Here is a 13,626-nt window from a genome sequence, read left to right as displayed (position 1 = left end):
CGAATGCGCGAGTCAACCGGTATCTATTGCCGCGTTGACGCCTGCTGGTGTTAGGAGCCCCCATGAACGAAGTTGGCCGCGGCCATTTGCGTCAGTCGACCTATGAATCGATCAAGGCGATGATCGTGACCGGGCAGCTGTCACCGGGCAGACGAATTACGGAACTCGAGCTCGTCGAACAGCTTCAGGTTAGCCGGACGCCGGTGCGCGAGGCCCTTAATCGATTGGAGCGCGACGGGCTTGTGGTCGAACGTCCCCGCACGGGATTTGCGGTGGTTCAATTTGACGTAACGATGCTGCGCAATGTGTTCGACATCCGGGCAGAGCTGGACGCCTATGCGACGACCTTGACGATCGCCCGCATCACCCTCGATGAAGTGGAAATGCTTCGCGGCCTGGTCGCGGACTGCGAGCGCCTGGCGCAAACCGATCCATCTCCACGTGCCCGGCTGGAAGAAATGCAGACCGGTATGGAAATCCATCGCGCAATCGCGCGATTTAGCGCCAACGCCATGCTCGCGGAAATGCTGAACGGACTTTTGGACAAGTGCCAGGTCTATGTCTGGATGGAACTGACCCAGTTGAACGACTGGCAGGCGGCGCGTGACGACCATCACATGATTGTCGAAGCGATCGCTGCCAGGGACGTCGACACAGCCTGCCGCGAATCCCGCCGTCATATCCGGCAATCGAGGGATGGCATCCTGGACCTCATGCTCAGACAGCGCGATCTGCGCGACCTGTATCTATCCCGAAACGAGGAATTGCAGACGCGATCGGGTCTGGCCGTATAAATGCCAGCATGCGGCTTAGCTGACGGCCGATCGACGCCTGGGGCTTAGCCGATCGGCTTCTCGCCGCCCCGTCGGTCGCTAAATTCCGACGACGAGCGCTCCGCCGCTGAGACCCGCACCCGCCGCCGCCAGAAGGACTTTTTCGCCCGACCGAAACGGCTCCGTCAGATTGGCCAGCGACAGGGAGAGGGGGATCGTTGCGGCCGAAGAGTTGCCGTATTCGGCGATCGTCTTGACGATTGCTTGATCTGCTATGCCGAGGTTTTTCCCGACCGCATCGAAAATGCGGGCATTGGCTTGATGCGGCACGAACCTGCCGACATTCTGTGGTCGCACTCCGGCAGCGGCAAGCGCGCTCATCGAGCAATCGGTCATCATCTCGACGGCCTTGGCGAACACTTCGCGACCGTCGGTCATCGTCATGCGGGTTTGCCCGAGGTCGAGGTCGCCATGGAACGGGATGTTGCTTCCGCCCGCCGGGATATGGATCAGCCCGTAGCGCGAGCCGTCGGAATCCACCGAGGCACCGAGAATGCCCCGATCAGGGTCCTCGCACGGACCAATCACCAGGGCACCGGCGGCGTCGGCGAACAGGACCGAACTGGCGCGCTCGGCCGGATTGATGCGGCGGCTGAGGATGTTGGCGGCAATGACAAGGCTCGCTTTGCCGTGCAGGCGGGTGAATCCATCAGCAAACATCAGCGCATAGATGAAACCGGCGCAGGCGCCGGTTAGATCGACCGCGCCCGCGCGGCCAAGGCCGAGCTTGTGCGCGACCAGGGGTGCACTGGGCGGCAGAAGGTGGTCGGGCGTCGAGGTGGCAAGCAACAACAGCCCGATGTCGCTGCGGTCGATGCCGGCGTTCGCCAGCGCCATGTCGCCGGCTTGCGTGGCGAGGCCTGACAAAGTGTCTTCGTCCGTGGCCCAGAAGCGCGACCGTATCCCGGTGCGCCGTTCGATCCAGCCGGGTTCGAGCCCGAGACTGTTTTCGATCTCCGGGTTCTCGACCTTGCGTGCCGGCGCATGATGGCCGAACCCGAGAAGGCGCGACGAACTGCTCACGGCTTCGCGCCGAAGCGTTCGCCGGCCTCCTCGATGGCGCCATAGAGTCCGTCGAGCTCGTCGCCGGTGATGCAATAGGGCGGCATGAGATACAGCACATTGCCGAGCGGGCGCACGAGCAGCCCCCGGTCAAGGAAGAATGCTCGCAGCTTCGGCCCGATCTCGGCCAGATAGCCGGCGGAGCCGGTGCGCAGATCGAGGGCTGCGATCGTGCCGGTTGTCCGGCTGTCGGCGAAGTAGGGATTGTCGCCAAAGCGCCGAAGCCCGGCGGCCTGTCGCGCACTCAGTACCGCGATACGCTCGGCCACCGGTTCGTCATGCCAAATTTCGACATTGGCGAGTGCTGCCGCGCAGGCTATCGGATTGGCCGTGTAGGAACTCGAGTGGAAGAAGGTCTTCTTGCGGTCCTGGGAATAGTGGGCCTGGAAGATGGCATCGGTCGCAAGCGTGGCGGCCAACGGGATCACGCCGCCCGTCAGCCCTTTCGAGGTGCACAATATGTCCGGAGAGATGGATGCCTGCTCGCAGGCGAACATGGTTCCGGTGCGGCCCCAGCCGGTCATCACTTCGTCGGCGATCAGCAGCGTGCCGGAGGCCTCGGCGATCTTCTTCAACTCGGCCAGAACCCAGGCCGGATACATCAGCATGCCGCCGGCGCCGAGCACCAGCGGCTCGACAATCAGCGCGGCGGCGTGCCGGTCGCGGGAGACGGCCTCGAACCGGTCCAGCGTCTCCTGCTCGCGCCCGGCGGCCGGGAAGGGGATGGTGTCGACCTCGAACAGCAACGGCTCGTAGGCGGCATTGAACACACCGCGGGCGCCGACGCTCATCGTACCGATCGTGTCGCCATGATAGCTGTGCTCCATGACGACGATGCGCGAGCGCGGCGCGCCGATGTTGCGGAAATAGCCGAGCGCCATTTTCAGTGCGACCTCGACGGAGGTCGAGCCGCTGTCGGAATAGAACACCCAGTCGAGGCCGGGCGGAGCGAGGCCGACAAGCGCCTTGGCCAGGCGCTCGGCCGGCTCGTGCGTGAAGCCGGCGAAGATGATCTGGTCGAGGCTCGCCGCGGTCGTCTCGATGGCCTTGATGATGCGGGGGTGGCGGTGGCCGTGGGTGACGACCCACCAGGAGGAAATGGCATCCAGGATGCGCGTGCCGTCGGCCTTGTGGAGGTAGGCGCCTTCCGTCCGGACGATTTCAGGGATGGCAAGCTCGAGCGCGTGCTGGGTGAAGGGATGCCAGACTTGAGACTGCGACATCACTCGCCTCCCGCGATCGCTGTGAGGTCGAAGCCGGCAACCATCGCTTCCCGCAGCGTCTCACTCGTCAGCGGATCGATGAGCGGCAGCCTGCCAAGCTGGCGCACGCCGCTGAATTCCACGATTGTTCTCTGCGTATCGGCCACCTCATCGCCGATGAAGGCAATGCCGATGAGCGGGATCGAACGGGCCCTGAGCGCCTCGATCGACAAGAGGGTGTGGTTGATCGTGCCGAGCTTGGTACGGGCGCACAGGATGACCGGCACCCGCCACTGAGCGAATATGTCGATAAATTTGGTGCGCCGGTTGAGCGGCACCATCAGACCCCCGGCACCTTCGATGACGATCGGACCCGGCAGGTCCGGAAGCGAGAGTTTTGCCACGTCTATCGCGACGCCGTCGAGTTCGGCTGAACGATGCGGCGACAGCGGCTCCTTCAGGCGATACACTTCGGGCAGCACGCGCCCGGCGGGCAAGCCGGAAAGCCGGGCGACGACCTCGCTGTCCGTCTCCTCGTCGAGGCCCGATTGCACCGGCTTCCAGTAGAAGCCGTCGAGCAGGCCGGCCAATCCCGCCGAAAACACCGTCTTGCCGATGCCGGTATCTGTTCCGGTGATGACGATGCGCTTGGTCATGTCGAGGCCAACACCTCGACGAGCGCCTCGACCATGGCGGAAATGTCGGCTTCGCTGACGTTGAGCGTCAGTGAAATGCGCAGCCGCGACGTGCCCTCGGGCACGGTCGGCGGACGAATGCCGCGTATGTCGAAACCGCGCGCCTGCAGTGCTGCCGCCACCGCCATGGTGCGCCCGACGTCGCCGATGACAAAGGGCTGGATCTGCGAGCCGCTGGCCTTCACGCCGCAGCGTTCGGCCAATTGGCGGCCCGCCAAGGCAACGCGCTCCTGCAACTGGACACGGCGTTGGGGCTCATCGGACAGCATGGCAATTGCCTCGCGCGCTGCCACTGCCATCAGCGGCGACGGCGCCGTGGAATAGATAAATGGCCGGCAGCGGTTGACGAGATAGTCGCACAGCAGTCCCGGCCCGGTGACCAGCGCACCGGACGCGCCGAGCGCCTTGCCGCAGGTATGGAGCGCAATGATGTTGTGGCGGCCCTCGAAAGCGGCGGCAAGGCCGCGGCCGTCCGGTCCCCAGACGCCGGTAGCATGCGCCTCGTCGACGACGATGAACGCCTCGTGCCGATCGGCAAGCGCGACCAGGCCCTCCATCGGCGCGCGGTCGCCATCCATGCTGAAGAGGCTTTCGACCACGATCCAGACGCGCCCGGTGCCGCCCTCGGCGCGCCAGCGCGTAATCGCATCCTCGAAGGCATCGACGTCGTTATGCGTTGCCAGCTTGAACTCGGCGCGGCCTGCACGAGCCCCCTCATGCATGCTGGCATGGGCGAGCTCGTCGAGGACCAAAAGGTCGCCCTTCTGTGGCAGGGCGGTCAGCAGAGCGAAGTTGGCGATGTAGCCGCTGCCGAAGAACAGCGCGCGGTCAGCTCCGAAGAACACCGCCGCGTCAGTCTCCAGAGCCTCATGCTCCGGCGCATTGCCGCGCAACAGCCGCGACCCGGTGGCGCCGACCGGCGTGCCCTGCGCGATCGCCACTGCCACCGCATCGCCTAGCCTTCCGGAAGCGGCAAGCCCGAGATAGTCATTCGACGAGAAGTCGAGGCCGGCGCGCGGCGACAGTGTCCGCAGCCGGTCCTTGCGCGCCAGTCCCTGCAGGGTCGCGTCGTAGCGGGCAAGCGGTGCCCCGTTCATTGCGCCTCGAGTTCCATCGGCTCGATGCCGAGACGGCGAAACAGAAGGCTATCCTTGTCCTCGCCTGGATTGTTCGCCGTCAGCAGCGTGTCGCCGACGAAGATCGAGTTGGCGCCGGCAAAGAAGCACAGCGCCTGCATCTCGTCGGTCATGGCGGTGCGGCCGGCCGAAAGTCGGACATGCGATTTCGGCATCATGATGCGCGCCAACGCGATCACGCGCACGAATTCGATCGGCTCGATGGGTTTGGCGTCGGCAAGCGGGGTGCCCTCGATCGGGATCAGCATGTTGATCGGAACGCTTTCCGGGTATTCCGGCAGATTGGCCAGCGTCACCAGCATGTCGATCCGGTCCACCGGCTCTTCGCCCATGCCGACAATGCCGCCGCAGCAGACCTTGATGCCGCTGTCGCGGACATTGGCCAGCGTATCCAGCCGGTCGGCGAACGTCCGGGTCGAGATGATCTCGTTGTAGTAGCGCTCGGAGGTGTCGATGTTGTGGTTGTAGTAGTCGAGGCCAGCCTCTTTCAGTTGCTGCGCCTGGCCGAGGTCAAGCATGCCGAGCGTCATGCAGGTTTCCATGCCCAGCGCCTTGACACCTTCGACCATCGCCACGACTGCATCCATGTCACGCGCCTTGGGATTGCGCCAGGCAGCACCCATGCAATAGCGGGTGGCGCCGGCATCACGCGCCTTGGTCGCCTCGGCGATGACGCGCCGGACCTCCATCAGCTTTGACGCCTTCAATCCGCTTTCGTGATGCGCCGACTGGCTGCAATAACCGCAATCCTCCGGACAGCCGCCTGTCTTGATGCTGAGAAGCCGGCTGAGCTGGACCTTGTTGGGATCGAAATTCCGGCGGTGGACGGTCTGCGCCTGAAACAGCAGGTCGTTGAAGGGCGCGTCGTGGAGAGACTGGGCCTCTTCAAGGCTCCACATCCGGCGGTCGCCGAGGGATTGAATTTCAGGCGCGGTCTTTTCCGAAATCGCTGCGTGCATTTCCATCCTGTTCCTTGCGTTGTGGCGACATGGGCGCCTTTTGAACTGGCGGCCCCCGTCGAGAGGAGCTGGGTCGAGTGTAGATGGTCAGGGTCTCACGATCAAAGCTCACGGTAATCGAGGCCGATATCGAGGATCGGGGCGCTGTGAGTCAACCAGCCGACTGAAATCAGATCGACACCGGTCGCGGCGATGACAGGCGCCGTCGCGGCGGTAATCCTGCCGGACGCCTCGGTGATCGCCCGGCCGGCAACCATCACCACGGCCTGGCGCAAATCGTCAATCGGCATGTTGTCGAGCAGGACAGCGTCAGGGGCAAGCGCCAGGGCCGCTTCCAATTGGGCCAGCGTATCGACCTCGACTTCGATCTTGACGAGATGACCGACGCTCATTCGGGCCCGCTCGATTGCCGTGCGAATTCCGCCGGCGATGGCGATGTGGTTGTCCTTGATCAGGATGGCGTCGTCGAGGCCGAAACGGTGATTGGATCCGCCACCGGCACGCACGGCGTATTTTTCGATGGCTCGTAGACCAGGCGTCGTCTTGCGCGTGCAGACGATCTTTGCGCCGTGATCGCGGACCGCCGCGACGACCGATGCCGTCGCCGTGGCGATGCCGCTCAGATGACAGAGAAAATTGAGCGCCGTCCGTTCCGCGGTGAGAATGGCGCGGGCCAGGCCGGTCACCGACGCAATGGTCTCTCCTGCGGCGACTTCGCTGCCGTCCGCTCGCTCCACCGTCATCTCGACATTTGGATCGATCAGCTTGAAGGCAAGCATCGCCAGATCGAGACCGGCGACAATGCCTCGCTGGCGTGCCGCAAGCACGGTCGTCGCGTGGCGTTCCTTCGCCACGATGGCATCCGTGGTCAAGTCACCGGCTCTACCAAGGTCTTCGAGCAGAGCCGCCCGTACCAGAGGCTCGAGCATGATTGCCGGAAGGGGCGAGAGGTTCATCATCATGTGACGTCTTCCAGCAGCAGGGGTTCGAAATCCCGCGCTGCGGCAATGGCCGCTTCGAGCGTGATTCGGGAGCGGCGGGCGACGGCCGCATGATGCGGGAAGTCCGTCCGGAAATGAGCGCCGCGGCTCTCCCGGCGTAGCAAGGCAGCAATCGTGATCATCAGCCCGACGGCGGCGGGATCGGATGCTGCATCGTGCTGCTGAGCCAGCGGCAACAAGGCCTGCGCGGCCTCCCTCAACCCGTCGCCATCCCGGATGACGCCGAGGGCACGCGACAGGTGAGGGCGCACAGGCCTTGGGTCCGGCGCGGGCAGGTGAGGTGCCATGGCTGGCTTTCCGCCGCTGTCGGGCGAACCGGCTACACTCTCGGCGACCCAGCGCGCGCAGACGACGGCCTCGGTCAGCGAGTTGCTGGCCAGCCGGTTGGCGCCGTGCAGCCCGGTCGAGGAGACTTCGCCGCAAGCCCAAAGTCCCGGAACCGATGTCCGCCCGGCCAGATCCACTGAAACCCCACCCATGTGGTAGTGCTGGGCAGGACGAATGGGAAGGAGATCGCGCGCCGGATCGATGCCGGCCTTGGCGCAGGCCGACGCGATCGTCGGGAACTGGCGCACGAATGCCGGGCCGGGCTTTTCCCGCACGTCGAGAAAGACGCGATGGCCATCTGCCAGGTGCTTCCAGACAGCGCGCGCGACGACGTCGCGCGGTGCGAGTTCCGCGCCGCGCAAGCCGTCGAGGAAACGTCGGCCCGTCTCGTCGACGATCACAGCACCTTCACCGCGAACCGCCTCGCTGATCAGCGTCATGGGGCGGTTCGATCCATCAAGCGCGGTCGGGTGGAACTGGATGAATTCCATATCGGCAAGCTCAGCCCCCGCGCGGGCCGCGAGCGCCAGGCCCTGTCCGCAACTGCCCAGAGGATTGGTGCTGTCGAGAAACAACCCGCCGATCCCGCCGGTGGCAAGGACGGCCCGTCCCGTGGTGAAGAACACCGGGCCCGTCGGACCGCTCGCCAGAACGCCGGCGATTTTGCCTTCCTCCACGGCGAGCCGGCGCGCTTCGAACCCTTCAATGACCTCTATTGTCGGCGTCGAGCGAACGGCCGCGACCAGGGCGCGCATGATTTCGCGCCCGCTGCCGTCGCCGTCGGCATGAACGATGCGGCGCCGGCTGTGCGCGGCTTCCAGCCCGAGACGCACCGTTCCTTCCGGCGTGCGGTCGAAGCGGACCCCGAAGCCCGCCAATGTCTCGATCGCGCCCGGTGCCGCGTTGAGGATGCGGCTCGCCATCTCCCTGTCGCAAAGCCCATCGCCTGCGGTGAGTGTGTCGGCAAGGTGGAGTGCTGGATCGTCGTCGTCGCCGAGGCTTGCCGCGAGGCCGCCCTGTGCCCAGGTGCTGGAAGCATCAGCACCCAGTGGCGTCCTGGACAGGAGAAGCACCGGCTCGGGCGCCAGATGCAGCGCAGTCATCAATCCGGCTATGCCGCCGCCGATAATTACCGGCCGGCCGGCGAGAGGGTGGACGTCCATGCTCATACCGCCAGCATCCGCTCGACGGCCAGCCGGGCGCGCCCGGCAATCTCCGGCTCGATGGTCACCACATGGCGGTTCTGCTCGAGCGCCGCACGGATGTTGGTCAGCGTTATCCGCTTCATATGCGGGCACAGATTGCAGGGCCGGATGAACTCGACCTCGGGATGCTCGACCGCGACGTTGTCGCTCATCGAGCACTCGGTCATCAGCACGACGCGGGGCGGCTTTTGCCTTCCGACATAATCCGACATGGCGGCAGTCGAACCGGAGAAGTCTGCTTCCGCGACGACTTCCGGCGGGCACTCAGGATGCGCCAGCACCGTCACCCCGGGATGGTCCTCGCGCAACTGGCGAATGTCGGACGGCGTGAAGCGCTCATGCACCTCGCAATGCCCTTTCCAGGCGATGATCTCCACCTCGGTCTGGGCGGCGATGTTCTGGGCCAGATACTCGTCAGGCAACATGATCACCCGCGGAACGCCGAGGGACTCGACGACGGCCTTGGCATTGCCGGAGGTACAGCAGATATCGGACTCGGCTTTCACTTCGGCCGATGTGTTGACGTAGGTGACGACCGGCACGCCCGGATAGCGTTGCCGCAGCAGCCGGATGTCCTCGGCGGTGATCGAGTCCGCCAGCGAACAGCCTGCTTGCAGGTCAGGAATGAGCACCGTCTTTTGCGGATTGAGCAGCTTCGCCGTCTCGGCCATGAAATGCACACCGGCCAGCACGATGACATCCGCATCGGCCGTCATCGCCTTGCGAGCCAGCGCCAGGCTATCGCCGACGATGTCGGCGACACAGTGGAAGATCTCCGGCGTCTGGTAGTTGTGCGCCAGGATGACGGCATTTCGCTGCCGCTTCAGATCGAGGATGGCGTCGATATCATCGGTGAAGGCTGGCCATTCGATCGGTGGAATGACCCGCCGCACCCGATCGTAGAGCTCGGTCGCACGTGCGGAGGTGGTCAGCATAGCTAGCACCAATATTCTCGATGTGAGTATAACTAGGGCATATACTTACCTTGAGCATAAGGAAAGTCAAGCGCGTGAAAGTGGCAATTTTGTTCCCGCAATGGCACGTTCCGCCAGAACGCCGTGGCGGAAGCGGAAGAGCTTGGCCGGCCGGCCGCCAGTTTCCAAAGTCACCGAGCCGGTCTCCTCGACCAGATCCTGCTGTTCGATGAGACGTCGAAAGTTTGGCTTGTGAACGAGCCTGCCAGCCAGCGCCTCCACGGTTCGCTGCAGCTGCAGCAATGTGAACGTCGCAGGCATCAATTCGAAGACGACGGGGCGGTATTTGATCTTGGCGCGTAGCCTGGCGATGCCGGTAGCCAGAATGCGACGGTGATCAGCCTGCATGGCTCTGCCGAAGACCGACGCTAGAGTGTCTGGACCGTGGTTGCGGTCTGCTTCCTCGACAAACGCCGCCTCGTAAAGCAGTTCGTAGCGCTGCAGCACCAATTCCTCATTCCAGCCATAGCCATCAAAACCGAAGGCGATCGCCGCTCGCTGCCAGCGGTCATCGTGCGTAGGGCGATCGTCGGCGGCATCCGCCCATGCCTTCAGGCGCGGAACGATCACGTCCGGTAATGCGGAGGGAACACCAGCACGGTGATCTTCCCAAGGGAAATAGTCGTACCAGTTGCGCCATGCGGCTTTGTCGGTAGGTGCAGCCTGCTCCTCCCGAGCCAAGGCGAGATAGCTGATGGAAACCACGCGTTGCGCGCTCCCGTTTGCTGTCCTGTCGCGATCGGCGAAAGTGTAGAGCTGCTCGATATAGCCCAACGGGTGGCGTGTCTGCTGTTCGACCCAATCCCTCAGGCCCGACTGGAGGGAACGATGCCCAAGTTCGAATGGGCCGGAAGGCAAGGATTGACCACGCTCGATGGTCATGACGCGCGGGTGGCCAATCGTCACCGCGACCAACACCGCAATCAGTTCCGCCGCGATAAAATGCTGTTGGCCGCTTTTTGCGGGTTGCCTCACAATGTCTTCCGCCTTATTTTTGGGTAGTCCTCGAACCCGGTGGGTATTGTCTGCCTTGCGGCTAAGAGTGATTCTGAGCGTGAACCGGGCCGTTGCGGCAGTCAACGTTTCGACCAAGGCAACGGGCCAGCAACCGACGGTTCAAAGCTGCTCACTGGATCAAAATCGACGAGCTTCTGGCCAAGCACGCCCAACGCGAGAACTTCATCGCCACAACGTGACCCAGGATAGCTGTGGGGTATCGAGCGGATCCTTGTGGACTACGATTATCATACTGTTTTGCCTCGAGACGAATTCTCCATTCAGATGGCCACCAACGACGCGCAATTTGGCCGGTTCTGATTTCGGCCGTAGGCTTAAATGCTCGATCTGCGGATTGGACAACCGAGCGCCAACCGAAGGCGTCGAAACCGATGGTCTTGGCGCGCTCGTCGTCTCCAGGCGTGCTAGCGCGCCCGACTGGCCGTTGCAAATTCCGGGCAGGCCTAAGTCAGGACACCGGCTACACAGAAGCCCATGTCACTTCCCACTCAATGTATGAGCACGACGACGTAGCGTCCGCCGTAGGGTTGATAATACGTGCTGCCGCAGTGCCACAGCACGGTGCCGTTGATAGTGGTCTTCACGCACGCTGCGGGGAGCCGGGTCACATAAATGGTCGAACGGCGGATCACGCGGCGTGTTGTACGCCTCGTGACGCCCGCGACGCTGCCGGGTGTGAGCGGACGGCCGACTTTCGCCTGCGCGTCGCTAACGAAGGGGGCGAACGGTACAACGCCGTCGACAAGTCCTGCAAAAATCAAGGCGACAACGATTCCGGCAGCGCCGGTCAGTCTCAAGCCAGGTCTTGTCATTCTACGTCCTCCCAAAGCTCCACCGCTGCCTGCGTTTTTATTTCCGGCCGATGCGCCACGCGCCCAAAGCAAGCCTGTGCCGAACCGAAATCGAACCGGTCCGCTTCCGACCTTGAGGGCCGGAGGTGTGTATTATTAGCAAGTTGGAATATACCAATTCGCAAGCGCGACTTCTATCCGGATTGCGCAAATTCCATCGAACTGCTTGCGATGACGACGCGGCGCATTTCTCGGCGCACGTTAAGCCCCGTCACGACCTTCCGGCACGCTGAATTGTTTCCTTAGGAGACTCGCCGAAGAATAGGCGATAATTCGCGGCGAAGCGGCCCAGATGGGTGACCCCCACATCCATAGCGATCGTTGTAACACTCAAGCCGTTGGCACGTGCCGTGGTAAGGAGCCGTCTGGCTTCGTTGAGGCGGAGCGCTCTGATGAATTCGAGCGGGGTTACAGCGAACGTGGTTCGAAAGGCATACTCGAGCTGTCGACGGCTGATACCAATTTCCTTGCACAGTCGAACAATGGGTATGTCTTCCCGGATATGAGCACGAATGAAATCCTCGGCCGCCGACGCTTGTCTAAGATGACGATTCGCGGAGCCGGCGGTCTCAGTCTCACGATTATCTACGCCTGCGAAGGCGTCAGCCACCACCCCTAGATATTCCACGAACGCACTTGGAGGCTGCTCCGGCAGAACCGAACCGCCTGCAACTGTCCCGAGGCGGTCTGCAATCGACTTCATTTGGCGTCGGATTCTTTGCGCTTCGTCGGTGGTGAGCCGAACTGCCGCTGGGCGATCGCTGATTTGTTCGAAAACCATCCCCGCGACAACCGACTGGATTTCCATCCAGGTCGCGGTCGGAACAATGGCGACCGCGTAAGTGAGGCCGGGCCGGACCGTTGCCGTCACGCTCGTGCCGGCAGGAATTGCCAGGATCAAGTCGTCTTCGAGCGGAATGCCGCATATTGTCGACCCACAGGCTCGCTCGATGGCCACTAACGCCACGGAGCCTGGATCGAAACCGCCGCTGGCGCGGAAGGCGCAGTTGAATTCTGGCAGGTCGAGCGCCCACTTGCCGGGGGACTGGATTTGCCGGATGCGCGAGGGAAGCCAGCCGGCGGAAAGCCTATCGACCTTCACGGGCAAACCAGAGGCGGCGCTGGTAAGGTCGTCAGGGCCAAGTAGCACATCCCTGTACGAAGGCGATGAAGGCCACGTGGTCAAGCAAGGCGTCCTTTGCGCAAAGTGGATAGAAGAACGATTGTATTAGCTATAGCTGAAGCGCAAATTGCGCGAGATCAATTGGCACTTAGGTGCCCCGACGAACGGCTTAGTGGGGATAGACCGTGCGGCCAAGTTGACAGAGCGCAAAGCGAGGGTCCATCCAGTATGGAAGAGGAGTCTCTGCTTGGCGTAATCGGGCAGTAAAAACGACAAATGGGGACGATGATGAAGAAATTTCGTTTGGCCGCCCTCGCAACGGCAGGTGTATTGGTACTTGGTGCGGCCAATGCCTTTGCAGCAGACATCGCCAAGCCACAGGATGAAGGTTGGACCTTCACCGTCGCCCCGTATTTGTGGGCATCGGGAATCAAGGGCGAAAGCGGCCTCTTCGGATTCCCGCCTCAGGATGTCGACGTAAGTTTCAGCGACGTGCTGAACAACCTTCAATTCGGCTTTATGGGGCTTACGGAAGCTCGCAACGGGCCTTTCACAATCAGCACGGACATAGTGTACGCCAAGCTCGACGCCAACATAGGCACCCCGAGAGGAGTCCTAGCCTCCAACATCGACGCGACGGTGAGCACCTTCATGGGCACCGCGCTCGGTGGTTACAGCGTTTACTATCAGGATGGGACGAATTTCGATCTGGTGGCCGGCGTCCGCCTCTGGTCGGTCGACAACAGTTTCGACTTCCATGGCGGCGCGCTTGACGGCAGCTCAGCGAGTGATGGCGATACGTGGGTCGATCCGGTGATCGGCGCCAAAATCAAGGCCAATGTTGGCAATGGGATTTACCTCGCCGGCTGGGCTCTCGTCGGTGGTTTCGGCGCAGGATCCAAATCGATGTGGGATGTGATGGGCGGTGCCGGCTACCAGTTCAACGACAAGATGTCGATGTTCGTCGGTTATCGGGCCGTGCACGACAACTATAGCCACGACGGCTTCGTGAACAAACTCACTCAGCAGGGTCCGATGCTTGGGTTCACTTATCAATTCGCGGCCGCCCAATAGAATTGACATGAAGTGGTCGATTGGTGGCGGCGCCTGCGTTTTAGTGCCGGACTACTTTCGCTCCCATAGTTGAAATGGCGTACTGATTTTGCGCCACGTCTGAAAAGCGTCTTCCCTCGCAGCCTGGAAGGGATGCCGAAGTAGCGCAATTTCGGTTTGGCCGCTGG

Annotated in this window: 13 protein-coding genes; 2 read left to right on the top strand and 11 right to left on the bottom strand. The window is 62.8% G+C overall.

What is annotated here, in order from left to right; genetic code table 11:
* Nucleotides 1-62 precede the first annotated feature (62 nt).
* Nucleotides 63-794: a GntR family transcriptional regulator gene (locus AC1DX6_RS09280; protein WP_477312462.1), complete on the top strand. Its 732-nt coding sequence runs from the start codon at nt 63-65 to the stop codon at nt 792-794.
* Nucleotides 795-872: 78 nt separating this feature from the next.
* Here AC1DX6_RS09280 and AC1DX6_RS09275 read toward each other — a convergent pair whose 3' ends face one another.
* The 11 genes from AC1DX6_RS09275 to AC1DX6_RS09225 form a co-directional block, all read right to left on the bottom strand.
* Nucleotides 873-1,856: a beta-ketoacyl-ACP synthase III gene (locus tag AC1DX6_RS09275; RefSeq protein ID WP_477312460.1), complete on the bottom strand. Its 984-nt coding sequence runs from the start codon at nt 1,854-1,856 to the stop codon at nt 873-875.
* Nucleotides 1,853-3,118 carry an adenosylmethionine--8-amino-7-oxononanoate transaminase gene (locus tag AC1DX6_RS09270; RefSeq protein WP_477312458.1) on the bottom strand — a complete coding sequence of 422 codons (1,266 nt, stop codon included), beginning with the start codon at nt 3,116-3,118 and terminating at the stop codon, nt 1,853-1,855. The genes AC1DX6_RS09275 and AC1DX6_RS09270 overlap by 4 nt, the downstream gene beginning before the upstream one ends.
* Nucleotides 3,118-3,753 (bottom strand): dethiobiotin synthase, encoded by a 636-nt coding sequence (gene bioD, locus AC1DX6_RS09265; protein WP_477312456.1) that lies wholly within the window; start codon nt 3,751-3,753, stop codon nt 3,118-3,120. The genes AC1DX6_RS09270 and bioD overlap by 1 nt, the downstream gene beginning before the upstream one ends.
* Nucleotides 3,750-4,889: an 8-amino-7-oxononanoate synthase gene (locus tag AC1DX6_RS09260; RefSeq protein WP_477312454.1), complete on the bottom strand. Its 1,140-nt coding sequence runs from the start codon at nt 4,887-4,889 to the stop codon at nt 3,750-3,752. The genes bioD and AC1DX6_RS09260 overlap by 4 nt, the downstream gene beginning before the upstream one ends.
* Nucleotides 4,886-5,827 (bottom strand): biotin synthase BioB, encoded by a 942-nt coding sequence (gene bioB / locus AC1DX6_RS09255; protein ID WP_477313661.1) that lies wholly within the window; start codon nt 5,825-5,827, stop codon nt 4,886-4,888. The genes AC1DX6_RS09260 and bioB overlap by 4 nt, the downstream gene beginning before the upstream one ends.
* Before the next feature lie 161 nt (nt 5,828-5,988).
* Nucleotides 5,989-6,843: a carboxylating nicotinate-nucleotide diphosphorylase gene (gene nadC, locus AC1DX6_RS09250; RefSeq protein ID WP_477313659.1), complete on the bottom strand. Its 855-nt coding sequence runs from the start codon at nt 6,841-6,843 to the stop codon at nt 5,989-5,991.
* A 2-nt stretch (nt 6,844-6,845) separates the two neighbouring features.
* Nucleotides 6,846-8,384, bottom strand: coding sequence for an L-aspartate oxidase (locus tag AC1DX6_RS09245; protein WP_477312452.1), 1,539 nt, complete (start codon nt 8,382-8,384; stop codon nt 6,846-6,848).
* Nucleotides 8,381-9,355 (bottom strand): quinolinate synthase NadA, encoded by a 975-nt coding sequence (gene nadA, locus AC1DX6_RS09240; RefSeq protein WP_477312450.1) that lies wholly within the window; start codon nt 9,353-9,355, stop codon nt 8,381-8,383. Before nadA ends, AC1DX6_RS09245 begins: the two co-directional genes overlap by 4 nt.
* Nucleotides 9,356-9,421: 66 nt before the next feature.
* Entirely contained in the window at nt 9,422-10,372 is a 951-nt protein-coding gene (locus tag AC1DX6_RS09235; protein ID WP_477313657.1) for an NUDIX hydrolase, read from the bottom strand.
* A gap of 527 nt (nt 10,373-10,899) precedes the next feature.
* Nucleotides 10,900-11,223 (bottom strand): hypothetical protein, encoded by a 324-nt coding sequence (locus AC1DX6_RS09230; RefSeq protein ID WP_477312448.1) that lies wholly within the window; start codon nt 11,221-11,223, stop codon nt 10,900-10,902.
* Between the two features lie 250 nt (nt 11,224-11,473).
* Nucleotides 11,474-12,364 (bottom strand): helix-turn-helix domain-containing protein, encoded by an 891-nt coding sequence (locus AC1DX6_RS09225; RefSeq protein WP_477312446.1) that lies wholly within the window; start codon nt 12,362-12,364, stop codon nt 11,474-11,476.
* Between the two features lie 309 nt (nt 12,365-12,673).
* Between AC1DX6_RS09225 and AC1DX6_RS09220 the strand changes: the two genes are divergently transcribed.
* Nucleotides 12,674-13,459: a hypothetical protein gene (locus AC1DX6_RS09220; protein ID WP_477312444.1), complete on the top strand. Its 786-nt coding sequence runs from the start codon at nt 12,674-12,676 to the stop codon at nt 13,457-13,459.
* The last annotated feature ends 167 nt before the right edge of the window (nt 13,460-13,626 follow it).

The sequence above is a fragment of the Mesorhizobium sp. P2_C4 genome (assembly GCF_056404575.1).
Note: the sequence above shows the minus strand (reverse complement) of the source record. Positions and strands in the feature narration are given on the sequence as shown.

Bases quoted from the DNA above. Each gene is read 5' to 3' on its own strand.
- AC1DX6_RS09280 (WP_477312462.1), top strand. From the start codon at position 63: ATGAACGAAGTTGGCCGCGGCCATTTGCGTCAGTCGACCTATGAATCG.
- AC1DX6_RS09270 (WP_477312458.1), bottom strand. From the start codon at position 3,118: ATGTCGCAGTCTCAAGTCTGGCATCCCTTCACCCAGCACGCGCTCGAG.
- bioD (WP_477312456.1), bottom strand. From the start codon at position 3,753: ATGACCAAGCGCATCGTCATCACCGGAACAGATACCGGCATCGGCAAG.
- AC1DX6_RS09260 (WP_477312454.1), bottom strand. From the start codon at position 4,889: ATGAACGGGGCACCGCTTGCCCGCTACGACGCGACCCTGCAGGGACTG.
- bioB (WP_477313661.1), bottom strand. From the start codon at position 5,827: ATGTGGAGCCTTGAAGAGGCCCAGTCTCTCCACGACGCGCCCTTCAAC.
- nadC (WP_477313659.1), bottom strand. From the start codon at position 6,843: ATGAACCTCTCGCCCCTTCCGGCAATCATGCTCGAGCCTCTGGTACGG.
- AC1DX6_RS09245 (WP_477312452.1), bottom strand. From the start codon at position 8,384: ATGAGCATGGACGTCCACCCTCTCGCCGGCCGGCCGGTAATTATCGGC.
- nadA (WP_477312450.1), bottom strand. From the start codon at position 9,355: ATGCTGACCACCTCCGCACGTGCGACCGAGCTCTACGATCGGGTGCGG.
- AC1DX6_RS09230 (WP_477312448.1), bottom strand. From the start codon at position 11,223: ATGACAAGACCTGGCTTGAGACTGACCGGCGCTGCCGGAATCGTTGTC.
- AC1DX6_RS09220 (WP_477312444.1), top strand. From the start codon at position 12,674: ATGAAGAAATTTCGTTTGGCCGCCCTCGCAACGGCAGGTGTATTGGTA.